Source organism: Streptomyces sp. NPDC032198, assembly GCF_040636975.1.
In the GTDB taxonomy this organism is placed as follows: Bacteria; Actinomycetota; Actinomycetes; order Streptomycetales; family Streptomycetaceae; genus Streptomyces.
This window is the reverse complement of the sequence record NZ_JBEZVL010000022.1, coordinates 82,122-100,970: the sequence shown is the minus strand read 5'-3', so window position 1 is coordinate 100,970 and position 18,849 is coordinate 82,122. Positions and strand designations below refer to the sequence as shown.

14 protein-coding genes are annotated in these 18,849 nt (G+C 70.5%); 8 read left to right on the top strand and 6 right to left on the bottom strand.

Going from position 1 to position 18,849, the window contains the following annotated elements:
* Nucleotides 1–418 precede the first annotated feature (418 nt).
* Both AB0E78_RS39970 and ptsP read left to right on the top strand, forming a co-directional pair.
* Nucleotides 419–868 carry a PTS glucose transporter subunit IIA gene (locus tag AB0E78_RS39970; protein ID WP_361844039.1) on the top strand — a complete coding sequence of 150 codons (450 nt, stop codon included), beginning with the start codon at nucleotides 419–421 and terminating at the stop codon, nucleotides 866–868.
* Nucleotides 869–945: 77 nt separating this feature from the next.
* Nucleotides 946–2,616 carry a phosphoenolpyruvate--protein phosphotransferase gene (gene ptsP / locus AB0E78_RS39965; RefSeq protein WP_361844036.1) on the top strand — a complete coding sequence of 557 codons (1,671 nt, stop codon included), beginning with the start codon at nucleotides 946–948 and terminating at the stop codon, nucleotides 2,614–2,616.
* Nucleotides 2,617–2,675: 59 nt separating this feature from the next.
* Here the strand turns inward: ptsP and AB0E78_RS39960 are convergent, their stop codons facing one another.
* On the bottom strand, nucleotides 2,676–3,569 hold the full coding sequence (locus AB0E78_RS39960) for a hypothetical protein (RefSeq protein WP_361844034.1): 894 nt from the start codon (nucleotides 3,567–3,569) through the stop codon (nucleotides 2,676–2,678).
* A 76-nt stretch (nucleotides 3,570–3,645) separates the two neighbouring features.
* Nucleotides 3,646–5,628: an acetoacetate--CoA ligase gene (locus AB0E78_RS39955; RefSeq protein ID WP_361844032.1), complete on the bottom strand. Its 1,983-nt coding sequence runs from the start codon at nucleotides 5,626–5,628 to the stop codon at nucleotides 3,646–3,648.
* A 214-nt stretch (nucleotides 5,629–5,842) separates the two neighbouring features.
* Between AB0E78_RS39955 and AB0E78_RS39950 the strand changes: the two genes are divergently transcribed.
* On the top strand, nucleotides 5,843–8,212 hold the full coding sequence (locus AB0E78_RS39950) for a TIM-barrel domain-containing protein (RefSeq protein WP_361844030.1): 2,370 nt from the start codon (nucleotides 5,843–5,845) through the stop codon (nucleotides 8,210–8,212).
* Here AB0E78_RS39950 and AB0E78_RS39945 read toward each other — a convergent pair.
* Nucleotides 8,203–8,736, bottom strand: a complete 534-nt coding sequence (locus AB0E78_RS39945) for an NUDIX domain-containing protein (protein ID WP_361844027.1) — start codon at nucleotides 8,734–8,736, stop codon at nucleotides 8,203–8,205. The two genes, AB0E78_RS39950 and AB0E78_RS39945, sit on opposite strands and share 10 nt — an antisense overlap.
* 73 nt (nucleotides 8,737–8,809) lie before the next feature.
* Between AB0E78_RS39945 and AB0E78_RS39940 the strand changes: the two genes are divergently transcribed.
* From AB0E78_RS39940 to glpK, 5 genes are all read left to right on the top strand, one after another.
* Entirely contained in the window at nucleotides 8,810–9,616 is an 807-nt protein-coding gene (locus AB0E78_RS39940; protein WP_361844024.1) for a M15 family metallopeptidase, read from the top strand.
* A gap of 102 nt (nucleotides 9,617–9,718) precedes the next feature.
* Complete coding sequence (locus tag AB0E78_RS39935) at nucleotides 9,719–10,162, top strand: zinc ribbon domain-containing protein (protein WP_361844052.1); 444 nt, start codon at nucleotides 9,719–9,721, stop codon at nucleotides 10,160–10,162.
* Nucleotides 10,159–11,349, top strand: coding sequence for a lipid-transfer protein (locus tag AB0E78_RS39930; protein ID WP_361844022.1), 1,191 nt, complete (start codon nucleotides 10,159–10,161; stop codon nucleotides 11,347–11,349). The genes AB0E78_RS39935 and AB0E78_RS39930 overlap by 4 nt, the downstream gene beginning before the upstream one ends.
* A 392-nt stretch (nucleotides 11,350–11,741) precedes the next feature.
* A complete protein-coding gene (locus tag AB0E78_RS39925) occupies nucleotides 11,742–12,497 on the top strand; it encodes an MIP/aquaporin family protein (RefSeq protein WP_361844019.1) in 756 nt (251 codons plus the stop codon).
* Between the two features lie 14 nt (nucleotides 12,498–12,511).
* Complete coding sequence (gene glpK / locus AB0E78_RS39920; RefSeq protein ID WP_361844016.1) at nucleotides 12,512–14,032, top strand: glycerol kinase GlpK; 1,521 nt, start codon at nucleotides 12,512–12,514, stop codon at nucleotides 14,030–14,032.
* A 71-nt stretch (nucleotides 14,033–14,103) separates the two neighbouring features.
* Here glpK and AB0E78_RS39915 read toward each other — a convergent pair whose 3' ends face one another.
* The 3 genes from AB0E78_RS39915 to AB0E78_RS39905 are packed head-to-tail and all read right to left on the bottom strand — an operon-like array spanning nucleotide 14,104 to nucleotide 18,841.
* The gene (locus AB0E78_RS39915) at nucleotides 14,104–14,709 is read right to left on the bottom strand and encodes an ATP/GTP-binding protein (RefSeq protein ID WP_361844013.1); all 606 of its coding nucleotides are present in this window, start codon (nucleotides 14,707–14,709) and stop codon (nucleotides 14,104–14,106) included.
* Nucleotides 14,690–18,412, bottom strand: coding sequence for a hydantoinase B/oxoprolinase family protein (locus AB0E78_RS39910; RefSeq protein WP_361844011.1), 3,723 nt, complete (start codon nucleotides 18,410–18,412; stop codon nucleotides 14,690–14,692). Before AB0E78_RS39910 ends, AB0E78_RS39915 begins: the two co-directional genes overlap by 20 nt.
* A 24-nt stretch (nucleotides 18,413–18,436) precedes the next feature.
* The gene (locus tag AB0E78_RS39905; protein ID WP_361844008.1) at nucleotides 18,437–18,841 is read right to left on the bottom strand and encodes a DUF742 domain-containing protein; all 405 of its coding nucleotides are present in this window, start codon (nucleotides 18,839–18,841) and stop codon (nucleotides 18,437–18,439) included.
* Between the last annotated feature and the right edge of the window lie 8 nt (nucleotides 18,842–18,849).

The following is an 18,849-nucleotide window of genomic DNA, read 5'->3' as shown; positions in this document are numbered from 1 at the left end:
CTGGCGTTGACTTTTGGCACACTGTTGAGTTCTCAAGGAACGGACGCTTCCTTTGTACTCACCCTCTCGGGCTTTCCTCCGGGCGCTTCCCTTCGTTGTGTTCCAAACTCTATCAGGTCTTTTTCGACTCCCTGACCACTCATCTGCGAGCACGCAGAATCCGACCCAGGGATTAGGATCTGACTTGATAGATGCCGCCGAGTCCGGACGCTTGAACGCGTCGCTTGCCTCAGGCAGGAGTCCGACTGTACATCGGGCGTTGGGGTGGGCGCAAATCGTTTGTGCAGTGCTCCTACTCAGTCATCCGGGACCTCTCGCGCGGAACCGGGACTTTTTATGACTTACCCTTCTGAACAGTGCGTCGTCCAGGACAGGTAGTGACGGCGGCTACGTATCTCCACCTCCTGGGAGGCTTGCCATGACCAGCGTTTCGTCCCCGCTTGCCGGACGCGCCATTGGGCTCTCCGCTGTACCGGACCCCGTGTTCTCCGGCGCGATGGTCGGGCCAGGCACCGCCATCGACCCCGTGCGCGAGCCCTCCGTGGCTGTCGCCCCCGTCGACGGCATCGTCGTCTCGCTCCACCCCCATGCCTTTGTCGTCGTGGACGACCAGGGGCACGGCGTGCTGACGCACCTGGGCATCGACACCGTCCAGCTCAACGGCGAGGGCTTCGAGCTGCTCGTGAACAAGGGTGACACTGTGACGCGCGGTCAGTCCATCGTGCGCTGGGACCCCGCGAGCGTCGAGGCGGCCGGCAAGTCTCCGGTCTGCCCGATCGTGGCACTGGAGGCCACTGCCGAGTCCCTCTCCGACCTCGTGGAGGATGGCGACGTAAAGGCTGGGGACGCTCTCTTCAGCTGGAAGTGACGTCATCGCCGTCCCTGACGGCAGGTAGGACATCCACCGCGGCGGCTGGGCCCGTCGCTCTATTGGAGACGGGTTACATGGAGACAACGCTGCGAGGCGTCGGCGTGAGCCACGGTGTGGCGATCGGCGAGGTTCGGCACATGGGGACAGCGGTGCTGGAGCCGCCTGCCAAGCAGATTCCCGCGGAGGAAGCCGAGCGCGAACAGGGGCGTGCTCGCCAGGCGGTGGAAGCTGTGGCGGCCGATCTCAATGCGCGTGGCAATCTCGCCGGTGGCGAGGCGCAGCACGTGCTCGAGGCGCAGGCCATGATCGCCCAGGACCCCGAGCTGATGGCCGACGTCGACCGGCGGGTGACCGTCGGGAGCTCGGCGGAGCGCGCCATCTACGACGCGTTCTCGCACTACCGCGAGCTGCTCGCGGGTGCCGGTGAGTACATGGCCGGTCGGGTCGCCGACCTCGACGACGTGCGGAATCGTATCGTCGCCCGTCTGCTGGGCGTTCCGATGCCCGGTGTTCCGGACAGCGACGAGCCCTACGTCCTGATCGCGCGTGACCTCGCGCCGGCGGACACGGCGCTGCTCGACCCCGCGCTGGTGCTCGGCTTCGTCACCGAGGAGGGCGGGCCGACCAGTCACAGCGCGATTCTCGCGCGGGCGCTGGGTGTGCCCGCGATCGTCGCTCTGCCGGGTGCGGGTGAGCTGGCCGAGGGCACCGTTGTCGCCGTGGACGGCAGCACCGGTGAGATCTTCGTCGAGCCGAGTGCGGAGAAGCGGAGTCAGCTGGAGGCCTCGGCCGCCGCGCGCAAGGCGGCGCTCGCCGCGTCGACGGGTCCCGGTGCGACGTCCGACGGGCACAAGGTGCCGTTGCTCGCCAACGTGGGCGGTCCCGCGGACGTGCCGGCGGCGGTGGAGGCCGGTGCCGAGGGTGTCGGTCTCTTCCGGACCGAGTTCCTCTTCCTCGACGACAGCACCAAGGCGCCGTCGGAGGAGAAGCAGGTCGAGGCGTACCGCGCGGTGCTCGAGGCGTTCCCCGAGGGCCGTGTCGTCGTGCGTGTGCTCGACGCGGGTGCCGACAAGCCGCTCGACTTCCTGACGCCCGGCGATGAGCCGAACCCGGCGCTCGGCGTGCGCGGGCTGCGGTCGCTGCTCGAGCACCCCGAGGTGCTGCGTACGCAGCTGACGGCGCTGGCCAAGGCCGTGGAGGGACTGCCGGTCTACCTCGAGGTCATGGCGCCGATGGTCGCCGACCGTATCGACGCCAAGGCGTTCGCCGACGCGTGCCGCGAGGCGGGGCTTCAGGCCAAGTTCGGTGCCATGGTGGAGATTCCGTCGGCCGCTCTGCGGGCGCGCTCGATTCTCCAGGAGGTCGAGTTCCTGTCGCTCGGCACCAATGACCTCGCGCAGTACGCGTTCGCGGCCGACCGTCAGGTGGGCGCCGTGTCCCGGCTGCAGGACCCGTGGCAGCCCGCGCTGCTCGACCTGGTCGCGCTGTCCGCCGAGGCGGCGAGGGCCGAGGGCAAGAGCTGTGGCGTGTGTGGCGAGGCGGCCTCCGACCCGCTGCTCGCGTGCGTGCTGACCGGTCTCGGTGTCACCTCCCTTTCCATGGGTGCGGCGTCCATTCCTTATGTGCGGGCGACGCTGGGCAAGTACACGCTGGCTCAGTGCGAGCGTGCGGCTGCCGCCGCGCGTGCCGCGGACAGTGCCGAGGAAGCACGCAAGGCCGTGCAGGCGGTGCTGTCCGGCGAGTAGCCGGAAACCAGGTGTGTGAGGGGCGCTCCATCCGGTATGGGTGGGGCGCCCCTCGGCGTTCAGTGCCGGTGTCCCCCTTCGGGTCGCGCGTCCCCGATGATCGGTGCGGCGCAGTAGTCGACGCCGGACTCGGGGGCGACGAGGTCTCCTGACACCGCGTCGGTGCAGTAGGCGTCGAAGACCTCGGCCGCGGTGAGGGGCATCAGTCGCTCGCCGTGCAGGCGCCAGCCTTGGACGCGGTCGCGTTTGCCGTCCGCGAGGCTGCGCATCACGACGCCCGCTGCGCTGTGGGTGGCGATGCCGACCGCGAGGAGCGTGGTGAACTGCAGGGCTTCGGTTTCGTCGAGCTCCGTATGGCCGTCGTCGTCCTGGGCCGTGTGCAGTGCGGCGAGGAGTGTCTCCGGGGTGGTCGGCACGCTGCAGACGAGGTGCCGGGTATCGGTCTCGGAGCTGTCGAGCAGGTGGACGAGCAGGTCCGATGCCCGGTTGAAGGCGGCGCGGCCGATGTCCTCGCCGCAGACGGCGCAGGAGCCCAGGCGGGCCAGCAGCAGTGTCGCGTACTCCCAGGTGGCGCGGCGGACCGCCTCGTCGATGAGGTCGGGCAGGAGATCGGCGAGGGGCTGTCCGTCGTACGGAACGGTGGGCCCGGTGGCGGCCAGCTCCGCGGTGAAGCGGGTGCGGCTGGCCGGGGCGTCCGGGTCCAGGCCGGTTTCGGCGCAGTACTCGGCGTACTCCTCGGGGTCGAAGAGCGCGATGGTGGTGTGCCCGCCGTCGGACGCGAGTGACCTGAGGAGGCCTTCGGCCTGCTGGAGGTAGGCCGTGTGGTCGTCGAAGGTGAAGGTGCGGTAGCGGCGCATCGCCGCGAAGTCGTCCTCGTCGGCCAACAGGCCGATGGTGCCGGCGACTTCGCGGCGTAGTGCGCGCCGCATGGTGGTGTGTTGCGTGCGAGCCATGATTCCCCCTGCGGTACGTCGATCAATGCTCACTCAGAGTAATCGGGAGCACTGACAACGGCGGCTGGGCGGGGGGTCAGGAGCGCTTGCGGGCCAGGTCCTCGTAGAAGCGGAGCAGGTCGAGGTTGTCCACCGAGCCGGGGTTGACCGCCTTGTCCAGTGCGGTGCCCTGGAGCAGTCGCTTGACCGGGACCTCGATGCGCTTGCCGGTGAGGGTGTGCGGGATGCCGGGGACCTCGATGACCTCGTCGGGGACGTGGCGCGGGGAGAGCTGCGCGCGGATCGTCTGCTTGATGCGGTCGCGGAGGCCGTCGTCGAGGGTGGCGCCGGGGGCGAGGTGGATGAAGAGGGGCATCCAGTAGCCGCCGTCGGGCTGTTCGACGCCGATGACGAGGGATTCGCGGATCTCCGGGAGGCGTTCCACGGCTTCGTAGATGTCGGCCGAACCCATGCGTACGCCTTGGCGGTTGAGCGTGGAGTCGGAGCGGCCATGGATGACCACCGAGCCGTGCGAGGTGACGGTGATCCAGTCGCCGTGGCGCCAGACGCCGGGATAGGTGTCGAAGTAGCTGTCGTGGTAGCGGGTGCCGTCCGGGTCGTTCCAGAAGTGGATCGGCATGGAGGGCATCGGGTTGGTGACCACGAGTTCGCCGACCTCGTCGATGAGGGGCTTGCCCTGGGGGTCCCAGGCCTGCAGGTCCGTGCCGAGGCCGGGGGCCTGGAGTTCGCCGATGTGGACGGGCAGGGTCGGTACGGCTCCGGCGAAGCAGGAGCAGACGTCCGTGCCGCCGCTGACGGAGGCCATCCAAAGGCCGCCGGGGGTGTTCTCGAATTCGTCGTGCAGCCAGCGGAATCCGTCGGGCGGGAGCGGGGATCCGGTGGTGGCGACGCACTGGACGGTGGAGAGGTCGAAGTCGCGGGCCGGGTGTACGCCGGCCTTGCGGCAGGCCATGACGTACGCGGCCGATGTGCCGAAGAGCGTGGCCTTCGTGCGTTCGGCGATGCGCCACTGGGCGCCGGTGTCGGGGTAGCCGGGGCTGCCGTCGTAGAGGACGATCGTGGTGCCGGTGAGGAGACCGGAGACGAGGAAGTTCCACATCATCCAGCCGGTGGACGTGTACCAGAAGAAGCGGTCCTCGGGGCCCAGGTCGCAGTGCAGGCCGAGCTGCTTGAGGTGTTCGACGAGGATGCCGCCCTGGGACTGGACGATGGCCTTGGGCAGGCCCGTCGTGCCGGAGGAGTAGAGCACCCACAAGGGGTGGTCGAACGGGACCGGTTCGAAGACCGGGGCCGTGTCCGAGGCGGTGAGGGCTTCCCATTCCAGGGCGCCGTCGGGGGCCTCGGTGCCGAGCAGCGGGATGTGGACGACGGCGCGCAGGGTGGGCAGTTCGCGGCGCAGCTCGGCGACGGCGTCGCGGCGGTCGTGCTCCTTGCCGCCGTAGCGGTAGCCGTCGACGGTGAACAGGACGACGGGTTCGACCTGCTGGAAGCGGTCGAGGACGCTGCGTGCGCCGAAGTCCGGGGCGCAGGAGGTCCAGACGGCGCCGACGGCCGCGGTGGCCAGGAGGGCGACGACGGCCTGCGGGATGTTGGGGACGTATCCGCTGACGCGGTCTCCGGGGCGCACGCCCAGTGTGCGCAGCTCGGCCGCCAGGGAGCCGACCTGGCGGCGCAGCTCGCCCCAGGTGACGGTGGCCGGCTCGTGGGTCTCGTCGACGTGGAGGAGAGCCGGGTCGCCCGCGCGCGCGGGGTCCTCGGCGGCGCGCAGGGCATGTTCGGCGTAGTTGAGCGTAGCTCCGGGGAACCATTGGGCGCCCGGCATCGAGCGGTCGCCGAGTACGCGCGCGTAGGGCGTCGAGAACCGCACGTCGAACCAGTCGGTGACCGACTTCCAGAACGTGTCGAGTTCGTCCACGGACCAGCGGTGCAGTGCCGCGTAGCCACCGTCGGCGGGTGCTCCGTGGCGCTCGGCCGCCCAGGCCTGGAACCGCGTGATCTGCGCGGCGGCGATCCGGTCCTGGTCGGGCTGCCAGAGCGGTGAGGGGTTCGCTGAGGACATGGGTCGGCTCCCGGGCTCTACGCGTCGTATGCGTGTGTGGTGCGCGCGTGCTGGTTGTGCGCGCGACACGGCTGACAGGGACGATGCCACGTGATCGATTTCGACACCAGGGGGTGCCTCACACAGTCAGCGAGGCGCCTATGTGGCGTCACCCCAGGTGAACGGCAGCTGAACGATCCACACAGGCGGCTTCTTCGGTGACAGGGTGAGCAGCATGAACGGTCGTGACCTGGTGCGTTCGATGAAGGCGGTCAGCTTGATCGGTACGGGGCAGGGGTTGCGTGCGGTGCGGTCCTCCTGGAGCAGGCGGCGGGTCGACGCGGCCGGGCTCGCCCAGCGGGGTGTCGAACGCGCGCGGGTGCCCGGTCCGGTGACGGGGGTGGAGCCGGGGCCCGGCGGCGGGGTGCTGCGGTTCGCCCGTTCCGAGCTGCGGGTGCGGGTCACGACGGGCGGTGCGATCTTCTGGGGCTGGGACGGTGCGGAGCCCGATCCCTCGTACGCGCTCGTCAGCGGGAGCCCTGACGCGGACCCGCGGGCCGTCCTCGAACCCGACAAGGAGGGTGGCTGGCGGGTGGTGTCGGAGCGGGCGACGGTGGTCGTCTCGCGGCTCGGCGCCGTGGAGCTGCGGACGCCCGGCGGTCTGATGCTGCGCCGTGATCTGCCGCCTCGCTGGTGGGAGTCGGCCGGCGGAGGTCCGGGGCACTGGCTGCAGCGCTCCCAGGTCGCGGCGGACGCGCGGTTCTTCGGGCTCGGGGGACGTGCGCGGGGCCCTCGGCTGCGGAACGGGACGTACCGGCTGTGGAACACCGATCCTGGGGGTTCGTTCGGGCCTGGCGACGGCCCTTTGTACATCACCATGCCGGTGCAGCTCGTGGTGGCCGATGTGGGCTGTCATCTGGTGTTCCACGACAACACGTGGGACGGCACCGTGGCGGTGCGTGAGGGCGAGGAGGGTGCGGGGTCGGGGCATGACAGGGCGGGTTCGTGCGAGGTGCGCATGGACGGCGGGCCGCTGAGGTGCTGGGTCATCGTGGGGACCCCCGCGCGCGTGCTGCACACGTGGGCCTCGCTCACCGGGCCGCCCGCGCTGCCTCCCGCGTGGGCGCTCGGGCACCATCACGCGCGGTGGGGCTTCGGCAGTGAGCGCGAGGTGCGGCGGATCGTCGACGGCTACCGGGAGCGGGGGCTGCCGTTGGACGCCGTCCATCTGGACATCGACCACTACGAAGCGCATCAGGTGTTCACCGTCGACAAGGAGACCTTTCCTCACTTGCCGCAGTTGGCGGACGACTTGGCCAGGGACGGCGTGCGTCTGGTGTCGATCGTGGACCCGGCGGTGAAGGCCGAGCCCGGCAATGAGGTCTACGACAGCGGCCGGGCGACGGACGCCTTTGTGCGCGATGCCGCGGGGCGGACGGTGCACGGGGTCGTCTGGCCGGGCCGGGCGGTGTATCCGGACTTCACGGACGCGCGGGTGCGGGCGTGGTGGGGCGGGCTCTACAAGGAGCGGCTCGCCCAGGGGTTCGCGGGTTTCTGGCACGACATGAACGAGCCGGTGTCCTTCGCCGCCTTCGGGGAGCCGACGCTGCCGCGCTCGGCCCGGCACTCCCTGGAGGGCCGCGGCGGCGACCACCGCGAGGCGCACAACGTGTACGGCCTCGGCATGGCGCGTGCCGGGTACGAGGGGCTGCGCGAACTGCACCCCGAGGAGCGGCCGTTCCTGTTCTCGCGCTCCGGGTGGGCGGGAATGCAGCGCTACGGAGGGACGTGGTCCGGGGATGTGGCCACGGGGTGGCCGGGTCTGCGGGCGTCCCTTTCGCTGGTCCTCGGTCTGGGGCTGTGCGGTGTGCCGTATTCGGGTCCTGATGTGGGCGGGTTCGACGGCAGTCCGTCACCCGAGTTGTATCTGCGGTGGTTTCAGCTCGGCTCGTATCTGCCGCTGTTCCGTACGCATGCGGCTCTGCGGGCCGGGCGCAGGGAGCCCTGGGAGTTCGGTCCCGATGTCCTGGAGCACGCGCGCGTGGCGCTCGTCGAACGCCGGCGGCTGCTGCCGTACTTCGTGACGCTGGCGCATCTGGCGCGGCGCACGGGAACGCCGTATGTGCGGCCCTTGTGGTGGGGCAGTGCGGAGGACCGGGCTCTGCGTGACTGCGGGGACGCGTTTCTGCTCGGGGACTGTCTGCTGGTGGCGCCCGTGTTCGAGGAGGGGGCCGTCCGCCGTACGGTCCGCCTGCCGGCGGGCCGCTGGTACGACACGGCGACCGGCAGGGCGTACGAGGGGCCTGCGCGTGTGCTCCTGGAGGCTCCGCTGTCCCGGATCCCGGTGCTCGCGCGGGCCGGTGCGGTGCTGCCGGTGCGGGGCGCCGCCGGGGGGATCGAGCTGGAGGTGTGGGCGCCGGCGCCGGGACGTACGGGAGGTGGCCTGGTGGTCACGGACGCGGGTGACGGGTGGGAGCAGCCGGAGATCGAGCGGTTCACCGCGCGGTGGGCCGGACAGCAGGTGGTGGTCGAGCGGGACGGCGAGGAAGGGGGTGACGTCGGGCTGCCGGTAACGGTGCGGGGAGGCGCGCGACCTCAGACGTAGCGCCCTTCGAACCAGGAACGCACCGCCAAGGTGTGCAGGGGGAAGGCGAGTTCGGCCGGGTGACGCAGCAGGTGCCAGCCTTCGGTCTCGGCCGTGGGGGCGGATTCCGGCAGTTCGGCCGCCGGGCGCTCGGGCAGCAGGCCGAAGATCAGGAGGTGGCCGTCGGGTGCGCTGAGCGCCCCCGCGAGGCGGACGTCACGGCTGGCCGCGCCGATGCCGGTCTCCTCCTTGAGCTCGCGGACGACGGCGTCCCGCCAGTCCTCCCGGTCGTCGATGAACCCGCCGGGCAGCGCCACTCCCCCGCGCGCGGGGGCGATGGTCCGGGTCACGACGACGAGGGCGGTTCCCTTGGGGTCGTACACGGGCTGGAGTGCCACCGCCACGGGCAGCGGATTGCGGTAGGCCACCGTGCCGCAGGCGGGACAGGTGCAGGGCCAGGCGGAGAGCTGTTCCCCGTAGGGCGCCCCGCAGCTCGAACAGTGGGAGCCGGGGACGGGTTCGGCGTGGTGCTGGGATGCTGACACGCGGCGGACTGTATCCGATCACTCCGGTGACGGTCTTTCCCCGCGGGACCGGATCCTGATAGATGCAGGGTTCATGACAGGACTTGCCCCCGCACTGCGGAATCTCGCCGTCACCGCCACCGCTCTCGCCGCCGTGGCCGCCGCCCCCGTGCCCGCCCACGCCAAGCCCGAACCCAAGGCTCCCGATGAGTTCGTGGCATTGCGGGACGTGGACCCGACGATCATCCAGGAGATGCGCTACTTCACGCCGCACAACTTCGTGGGGAAGCCCATCGACGGCTACAAGAGGCCGATGTGCATCCTCACGGAGCCCGTGGCGAAGGCGCTGCACAAGGCCCAGCGCACGCTGCTGCGCAAGGGCTACTCCCTGAAGGTGTACGACTGTTACCGGCCGCAGCGGGCTGTCGACCAGTTCGTGCGCTGGGCCGAGGATCTCGGCGACGTACGCATGAAGGCGGAGTTCTATCCCCATGTCGACAAGTCGCGGTTGTTCGAGGACGGTTACATCGCGGCGAAGTCCGGCCACAGCCGTGGCTCGACGCTCGATCTGACGGTCGTGAAGCTGCCTGCCCTTCCGACGCGTCGGTACGTTCCCGGGGAGCCCCTCACGCCCTGCTTCGGGCCCAAGGGCGAGCGCTTTCCCGACAACTCCGTGGACATGGGGACGGGGTTCGACTGCTTCGACACTCTCTCCCACACGGACGACCCCCGGATCACCGGCAAGCAGCGCACCAACCGTGATCTGCTGCGGGGCGCGCTGACGAAGGTCGGTTTCGTCAACCTTCCCGAGGAGTGGTGGCACTTCACCCACAAGCCCGAGCTCTTCCCCGACACCTATTTCGACTTCCCCGTGGCGCGGCGCTCGCTGAACGGGAAGTAGCGGGTGCCGGGCTACTGACGGGATCCGGTTGCCCGTGGCACACTTCTGACGTTCCGTCAGATCCAGTGTCGTGGAGGAACCTTGCCCCGTACGCGTACTCCCGTGGTGGCCGGCTGGTTCGCCGGGGAGGGAGACAACTTCCGCCTTCTGGGCACGCGCTGCTCGGCCTGCGCCAGTGTCTTCTTCCCCCGCGAGGACGGCTTCTGCCGCAATCCCGGCTGCTCGGGCGGTGACCTCGACGAGGTCCCGCTCTCCCGGCGCGGACGCGTCTGGTCGTACACGGACAGCCGCTACCGCCCGCCCGCACCCTATGTGTCGGATCAGGAACTTCCCTGGCAGCCCTACGCGTTGATCGCTGTGGAGCTGGCGGCGGAGCGGATGGTGGTGCTCGGCCAGTCGGTTCCGGGGGTGACCGTCGCCGATCTGGAGATCGGCATGGAGGTGGAGGTCGTCCCCGGCGTGCTCGACGAGGGGGCCGGGGCCGACGAGGACTCGGGGACGACCTGGACGACGTGGCACTGGCGGCCGGTGGGGGTGGACGCATGACCAGCGAGGTGGCGGTGCTGGGCGCGGGCATGCACCCCTGGGGCAAGTGGGGCCGGAGCTTCATCGAGTACGGCACGGCGGCGGCCCGCGCGGCACTCACCGACGCCGGGGTGGACTGGCGCGACGTGGGGTCGATCGTCGGTGCGGACACGGTCCGTGGCGGCTATCCCGGGTACGTGGCCGGGGCGACGTTCGCGAAGGCGCTCGGCTGGCAGGGCGCGCGGGTCGCGAGCGTGTACGCGGCGTGCGCGTCCGGCGCACAGGCGATCAACACCGCGCGTACGCAGATCCTCGCGGGCCTCGCCGATGTCGTCCTCGTGGTCGGGGCGGATGCCGCGCCCAAGGGGTTCTTCCGGCCCACCGGAGGAGACCGGCAGGACGACCCGGACTGGCTGCGCTTCCGGGTCCTCGGCGCCACCAACCCCACGTACTTCGGCCTGTACGCACGCCGCAGGATGGCGGTGCACGGCGACACCCTGGAGGACTTCGCCCAGGTCAAGGTGAAGAACGCGGCGGCGGGGGCACTCAATCCGAACGCGCGGTACCGCAAGACCGTCACCGCGGAGGAAGTGGCCGCGTCGGCGGTCGTCGCCGACCCGCTGCGGCTGCTCGACATCTGCGCGACCTCCGACGGCGCGGCGGCGCTCGTGCTCTCCAGCATGGAGTTCGCGCGGCGGCACGGCGCGTCCGACCCGGTGCGCATCCGGGCGGTGTCCACGGTGACGCCGACGTATCCGACCACCGTCCTCGATCTGCCGGACATCGCGACCGACTCCGCGGCCACCGTGACACCGGCCGACGGGACCTTCCGCGCCTCCATCGCGCACGCCGCGTACGAAGAAGCGGGCATCGGACCCGACGAGCTCTCCTTCGCTGAGGTCTACGACCTCTCCACCGCACTCGAACTGCAGTGGTACGAGGACCTGGGGCTCTGCGGCGAAGGAGAGGGCGCCAAGCTGCTGCGGGAGGGGGCGACCGCCCCGGGCGGGCGCATACCGGTCAACCCCAGTGGCGGACTCGCCTCCTTCGGAGAGGCCGTTCCGGCGCAGGCCATCGCCCAAGTGTGCGAGCTGACTTGGCAGTTGAGGGGGGCGGCGGGGGCGCGGCAGATCTCGGGGGCACGGGCGGGGATCACCGCGAACCAAGGACTCTTCGGGCACGGCTCCTCGGTCGTCGCGGTGCGCTGAGCACCGTCACCGGCCCCGCGCGGCCCGTCACGGGAGTGGACCACGGGCGCCTCGCGGGGGAAGGGATCGCGCCGGTTAACCGTTGCCGTCCGCGACCTTGACGCTCCATCACCACCGGTGAACACTTCCGGTGTCAGTCGGCATCGCCGCACTTCGGCTCCGTGCCACTCAGGGCCCCTGGACGCGCGAAGGTCTGCACGAAAGGCCTGTTCAGCGGGTCATCCCCCGCTGGGCGATTCGACTGCGACGGCACGCTCGCCATGGAAGCCGGGCGGGGCGCGGGAACCCCTGCCTCCGGCTGAAGTCATGGGGCGCGGCCAGGCAGTTGTCGTGGAACGCACCCAGCACGGAGTACCGGGGCCACGGCCCCGGGCGAGGCCCTAGGAGCCGCCATGTACTCGAATGGGGACATCTTCGTCGGTGAGATCATCGGCACCGCGATCCTGATTCTCTTCGGCGCCGGTGTATGCGCCGCCGTCACCTTGAACCATTCGAAGGCGAAGGCCTCCGGATGGGTCGTCATCGCCTTCGGATGGGGCTTCGGCGTGCTCGCGGGCGCGTACACCGCGGGACCCCTCTCCGGCGGTCATCTCAACCCCGCGGTCACGCTCGGCATCGCGATCGACACCGGGGAGTGGGGCAAGGTCTGGATCTATCTGCTCGGGCAGATGGTCGGCGCGATGCTCGGCGCCGTCCTCGCGTATCTCGTGTACTACGCGCAGTTCAGCGCCAACGTCTCCGGGAACGTCAAGGACAAGGTGACGAGCGCCCATCAGCCGACCCCGACGCTCGGCATCTTCTCGACCATCCCGGAGATCCGTAACCCGGTCGCCAACGTCGTCACGGAGGTCATCGCGACGATCGCCCTGGTGCTGCCCATCCTCGCCTTCGGGCTCACCAAGGGGCTCGGCGAGTCCGGCACGCAGACGCTGATCGTGGCGTTCCTGGTCGTCGGCATCGGCCTCTCGCTGGGCGGGCCCACCGGATACGCCATCAACCCGGCCCGCGACCTGGGCCCGCGCATCGTGCACACGTTCCTGCCGATCCCCAACAAGGGTACGTCCGACTGGAGTTACGCCTGGATCCCCGTGGCCGGGCCGCTGGTCGGCGGAGCGCTCGCAGGTCTCATCTACAACGTAGCCTTCTGACGCTAGGGGTAGCCATGCCGGACAACTCCGAGAAGTTCGTCGCCGCCATCGACCAGGGCACCACCTCCAGCCGCTGCATCATCTTCAATCACTCGGGCGAGATCGTCGCCGTCGACCAGCGCGAACACCGCCAGATCTTTCCCAAGCCGGGGTGGGTCGAGCACGACGCCACCGAGATCTGGTCCAAGGTCCAGGCCGTGGTCGCGGGAGCGATCGCCAAGGCCGGGCTCCGCGCCGACCAGCTCAGCGCGCTCGGCATCACCAACCAGCGCGAGACGACGGTCCTGTGGGACCGCGCCACGGGCAAGCCCGTGCACAACGCGATCGTCTGGCAGGACACCCGGACGTCGGCCCTCTGCAACGAGCTGGGCGGCGCGGACGGCCAGGACAGGTTCCGGGAGCAGACCGGGCTGCCGCTCGCGAGTTACTTCTCCGGGCCCAAGGCCGCCTGGCTGCTCGACAACGTGCCCGGACTGCGGGCCCGCGCCGAGCGCGGCGAGATAGCGTTCGGCACCATCGATTCCTGGCTGATCTGGAACCTCACCGGCGGCACGGACGGCGGCGTGCACGTCACGGACGTCACCAACGCCGGGCGCACCATGCTGATGAACCTGGCCACCCTCCAGTGGGACCAGTCGATCCTGGCCGCGATGAACGTCCCCGAGGTGATCCTCCCGGAGATCAGGTCGTCGGCCGAGGTCTACGGCACGGCGGTCGGGCAGCTCGCCGGTGTGCCGGTCGCCTCCGCCCTGGGCGACCAGCAGGCGGCCATCTTCGGGCAGGCCTGCTACGACACGGGGACGGCCAAGAACACGTACGGAACCGGCAGTTTCCTGTTGCTCAACACCGGTAACCGGCCCGTCCCCTCGAAGAACGGGCTGCTCACCACGATGGGCTACAAGATCGGCTCCGAGGCGCCCGTCTACTGCCTCGAAGGGGCGATCGCGATCACCGGCGCGCTGGTCCAGTGGTTCCGCGACCAGCTCGGCATCATCCGCAGCGCCGACGAGATCGAGCCGCTGGCCGCGAGCGTGGAGGACAACGGCGGCGCGTACATCGTGCCCGCGTTCTCCGGCCTCTTCGCGCCCTACTGGCGCTCCGACGCGCGCGGCGTCGTCACCGGGCTCACCCGCTACGTGACCAAGGCGCACCTGGCACGCGCCGTCCTGGAGGCGACGAGCTGGCAGACCCGTGAGGTCGTCGACGCGATGTACCAGGACTCCGGGGTGCAGCTGCGGACCCTGAAGGTCGACGGCGGCATGACGAAGAACAATCTGCTGATGCAGCACCAGGCGGACGTTCTCGGGGTGCCGGTGATCCGGCCGAAGGTCTCCGAGACGACATGTCTGGGCGCCGCGTACGCCGCGGGGCTCGCGACCGGGGTGTGGAACGACCTCGACGAGCTGAAGGCGCACTGGCAGCGGGACGTCGAGTGGACTCCGGCGATGGACGCGGAGGCCCGCGAGCGCGAGTACCACAACTGGCACAAGGCGGTGGAACGAAGCTTCGGCTGGCACGAGGACGGCGCGAGCTGAGCCGAGGATGACCGCGGCCCCTGCCTCCGCCGAAGGGGGTACGGGCCGCGGCTGTTCGCGGGCTCACGCGCTCACGTGGTCGCGGGCTCCCTGGCCGCGGCGGCGGTCGTCATCGCGTGCTGGACCACGCCGATGAGCACTTCCTTGACCGACTGCCGCTCGCGCGCGTCACACATCACCACGGGAACGCCCTCATCGAGGTCGAGCGCCTGGCGCACGGCATCGGCGGGGTAACGCGATGCGCCCTCGAAGCAGTTGACGCCGACGACGAAGGGTATGGAGCGGCGTTCGAAGTAGTCGACGGCCGCGAAGCAGTCCTCCAGGCGGCGGGTGTCGGCGAGGACCACGGCGCCCAGCGCCCCGGTGGCCAGCTCGTCCCAGAGGAACCAGAAGCGGTCCTGGCCCGGGGTGCCGAAGACGTACAGGACCAGGTCCTCGCGGAGCGTGATGCGCCCGAAGTCCATGGCGACGGTGGTGGTGTGCTTGCCCGAGACGCCGCTGGTGTCGTCGACGGGGCGGCCCGCCTCGCTGAGCAGCTCCTCGGTGCGCAGCGGTTTGATCTCGCTGACGGCGCCGACGAGGGTCGTCTTGCCCACGCCGAAGCCGCCCGCCACCAGGATCTTCAGCGTCACCGGCTCGACGGGGGCCTTGCCGCGCTCAGAACGCTTGAAGATCATCGCTCGCTTCTCCTGGATCAGTTGCTTCGGGGGGTGCGGTTGTTTCGCTGCTGTGGTGCGGGGGCGGGCCGTATCCGCCGCCGCCCGGGGTTTCGATCACGAGTACGTCGCCGGGGGCCGCGTCCGCGAAGTCGCTGCCCTCCAGCACCTGGACACTGCCGTCGGCGCGCTCCACACGGCCCGTGCCGAGCGCTCCGGGGCTGCCGCCCGCCATGCCGTACGGCGCCACCTTGCGGTGCTGCGAGAGCGTGGAGACCGTCATCGGTTCGCGGAAGCGGATGCGGCGCACCGCCCCGTCCCCGCCGCGCCACCTGCCGGTGCCGCCGCTCCCGCGCCGCACCGCGAACTCCTCCAGGAGCACCGGCAGGCGCCACTCGAGGACTTCGGGGTCGGTGAGCCGGGAGTTGGTCATGTGGGTCTGGACGACGGATGCCCCGTCGAAGCCGTCGCCCGCCCCGGATCCCGAGGCCACCGTCTCGTAGTACTGGTGGCGGTCGTTCCCGAAGGTGACGTTGTTCATCGTCCCGGAGCCCTCGGCCTGGACGCCCAGGGCTCCGTAGAGGGCGCCGGTGATCGCCTGTGAGGTCTCGACGTTCCCGGCGACGACGGCCGCGGGCGGCTCGGGGGCGAGCAGGGAGCCCGGCGGCACGATGATGCGCAGCGGGCGCAGACAGCCGTCGTTGAGCGGGATGTCCTCGGCCACCAGCGTGCGGAAGACGTACAGGACAGCGGCGTTGACCACCGCGAAGGGCGCGTTGAAGTTCGTGGCGAGCTGGGGGGACGTACCGGTGAAGTCGACGGTCGCCGAGCGGGCCGCGCGGTCGACCGAGACACGGACCCGGATGACGGCCCCCGAGTCCGTCGGATAGGCGAACTCGCCCTCTTCCAGTACGTCGATGACGCGGCGTACCGCTTCTTCGGCGTTGTCCTGTACGTGGCTCATGTAGGCCTGGACGACATCGAGCCCGAAGTTCGCGATCATGCGGGCGACTTCGTCGACGCCCTTCTGGTTGGCGGCGATCTGGGCGCGCAGGTCGGCGAGGTTGGTGGCCGGGTTGCGGGAGGGGTAGGGGGCGTCGGTGAGCAGGCTCAGGGTCTCGGCCTCGCGGAACCGGCCGCCCTCCACGAGGAGCCAGTTGTCGAAGAGGACGCCCTCCTCCTCGATGGTGCGGCTGTTCGCCGGCATCGAGCCGGGGGCGATGCCGCCGATCTCCGCGTGGTGCCCTCGCGACGCCACGTAGAAGAGGATCCGTTCCCCCTGGGTGCCCCGCTCCGAGGTGTCCCGCTCTTCCGACGTGTCGAAGACCGGCGTGATGACGGTGACGTCCGGGAGGTGGGTTCCGCCGTGGTAGGGGTCGTTGACCGCGTAGGTGTCTCCGGGGCGCATGCTGTCGCCGCGGCGCTGGATCACCTCTTTCACGCTGGTGCCCATCGAGCCCAGGTGCACCGGGATGTGCGGGGCGTTGGCGACGAGGTTGCCGTCCGGGTCGAAGAGCGCGCAGGAGAAGTCGAGCCGCTCCTTGATGTTCACGGACTGGGCGGTGGACTCCAGGCGGGCGCCCATCTGTTCGGCGATCGACATGAAGAGGTTGTTGAAGACTTCGAGGAGGACGGGGTCGGCCGCGGTGCTCGCGGCGGAACCCTCGGGCACCGCCACACGTTCCATGACCAGGTGTCCCTCGCGTGACATGGCCGCCTGCCAGCCGTCGTCCACGACCGTCGTGGCGCTGGCCTCGGTGATGATCGCGGGCCCGTCGACGCTCTCGCCGGGCGGCAGCTCCTCGCGGCGGTGCAGGGGCACGTCGCGCCAGGTGCCGCCCGTGTGCAGGCTGACGGTCCCCGGAGCGCCTCGGCGCGTGTCACCGGCGAGCACGGAGAGATCGGGCTGCTCGGTCTGGCCGGTGGCCTCCACGGAGAGCGCCTCGACGACGACGGGGCGGTCCAGGGTGAAGGAGTAGGTGGTGCGGTGGCGTTCCTCGAAGAGGCGGATCATGCTGTCCGGCTCCGTGAGTTCCACGGTGAGCGTGGTGTCGGTGCCGTCGTACCGCAGCTGGGCGCGGCGTGTGACGCGGATGCGGTCCTCGGGCACGTCCTCGGCGAGCAGTTCGGCGCGGGCCGCTTCCTCCAGGTCGTCGGCGGTCTTCAAAACGCGGGGCATCGCGGAGGGTTCGAGCCGGGCCTCCACGGACTGCTCGCGCATCGCGGTGGTGTCGGCGAGGCCGATGCCGAGCGCGGAGAGCACTCCGGCCATGGGGGGTACGAGGACGGTGCGGATGCCGAGCGAGTCGGCGACCATGCAGGCGTGCTGGCCGCCCGCGCCGCCGAACGTGGTGAGGGCGTAGCGGGTGACGTCGTGGCCCTTCTGGACCGAGATGCGCTTGACGGCGGCGGCGATGTTGGCGACCGCGATCTGCAGATAGCCCTCGGCGACCTGCTCCGGAGTGCGGTCGTCGCCGGTGCTCTCCCGGATGTCGCGGGCCAGCGCGGTGAAGCGGTCGCGCACGAGGGCCTCGTCGAGCGGCTGGTCGCCGTCCGGCCCGAACACCCGGGGGAAGTGGGTGGGTTGGATGCGCCCGAGGGCGACGTTGGCATCGGTGACCGTGAGCGGTCCGCCGCCCCGGTAGCTCGCCGGGCCCGGAGCGGCGCCCGCCGAGTCGGGGCCCACGCGGTAGCGGCTGCCGTCGAAGTGCAGGACGGAGCCGCCGCCCGCGGCGACGGTGTGGATGTCCAGCATCGGCGCGCGCAGCCGGACGCCCGCGATCTGCGTGGTGAAGACCCGTTCGTACTCGCCCGCGTAGTGCGACACGTCCGTGGACGTGCCGCCCATGTCGAAGCCGATGACGCGGTCGAAGCCCGCGCGCTGCGACATGCGGGCCATGCCGACGATGCCGCCGGCGGGCCCGGACAGGATCGCGTCCTTGCCGCGGAACTGGCCCGCTTCGGTGAGGCCGCCGTTCGACTGCATGAACATCAGCCGTACGCCGCTGAGTTCATCGGCGACGTGCTGGACGTAGCGGTCGAGGACGGGCGACAGATAGGCGTCGACGACCGCCGTGTCGCCGCGCGGGACCAGCTTCATCAGCGGGCTGACCTCGCTGGAGAGCGAGACCTGCGGAAAGCCCGTGCGGACGGCCAGTTCGGCGATCGCCCGCTCGTGGGCGGGATACAGATGGCTGTGCACGCACACCACGGCGACGGCCCGGATGCCGTCCTCATACGCCTGGCGCAGCGGCCCGGCGAGCTGCTCCAGGTCCGGTGCCCGCAGGACCTCGCCCTCGGCGGTGACCCGCTCGTCGACCTCGATGACCCGGTCGTAGGGCAGCTCCGGCAGGACGATCTCGCGGGCGAAGATGTGGGGGCGGTTCTGGTAGCCGATGCGCAGGGCGTCGCCGAAGCCCCGCGTGATCACCAGGGCGGTGGGCTCGCCCTTGCGTTCCAGGAGGGCGTTGGTGGCGACGGTGGTGCCCATGCGGACGGCGTCGACGGTCACGTCCGCCGTGTCGTCGTGGGCGTCAGGAGCCTCAGCCTCCGGCGTGACAGGGGCGGCGCGCAGTAACTCACGGATGCCCGCGACGGCCGCGTCGGCATAGCGGGCCGGGTTGTCCGACAGGAGTTTGTGCGTGAGCAGCCGTCCGTCGGGACGGCGCGCGACGATGTCCGTGAAGGTGCCGCCCCTGTCGACCCAGAACTGCCAGCCAGTCACGTCCCACTCCCGCTTCCGCGCTGTTCAGAGCGCCCGGAGGCCGTTGATCACGTCGCGCAGAATACTCTCGTCCGGCAGTTCCGCAGGGGGTACGGGACGTGTCACGTGCACCAGTTCGTCGTCGACGAGATCGCCGATGAGGACGCGGATCACGCCGATGGGAAGGTCCAGTTCGGCCGCCAGTTCGGCGACCGACTGGGGGCTGTCACGGCAGAGCCCGACGATGTCCACATGTTCCGGGGACAGCGTCCTGTCCGCCTCCGGGTCCCCGGCGCGGGCCTCCGCGATGACGACCGCGATCAGATCGAGGCGGTGCTGGGCCGGACTGGTGGTCCGGCCGCGCGTCATGGCGTACGGCCGCACCACGGGCCCGGCGTCGTCGTCGAACCAGCGATGGGTCCCCTGTGTCCCTGTGCCGTCTTCGCTCATACCCTCCC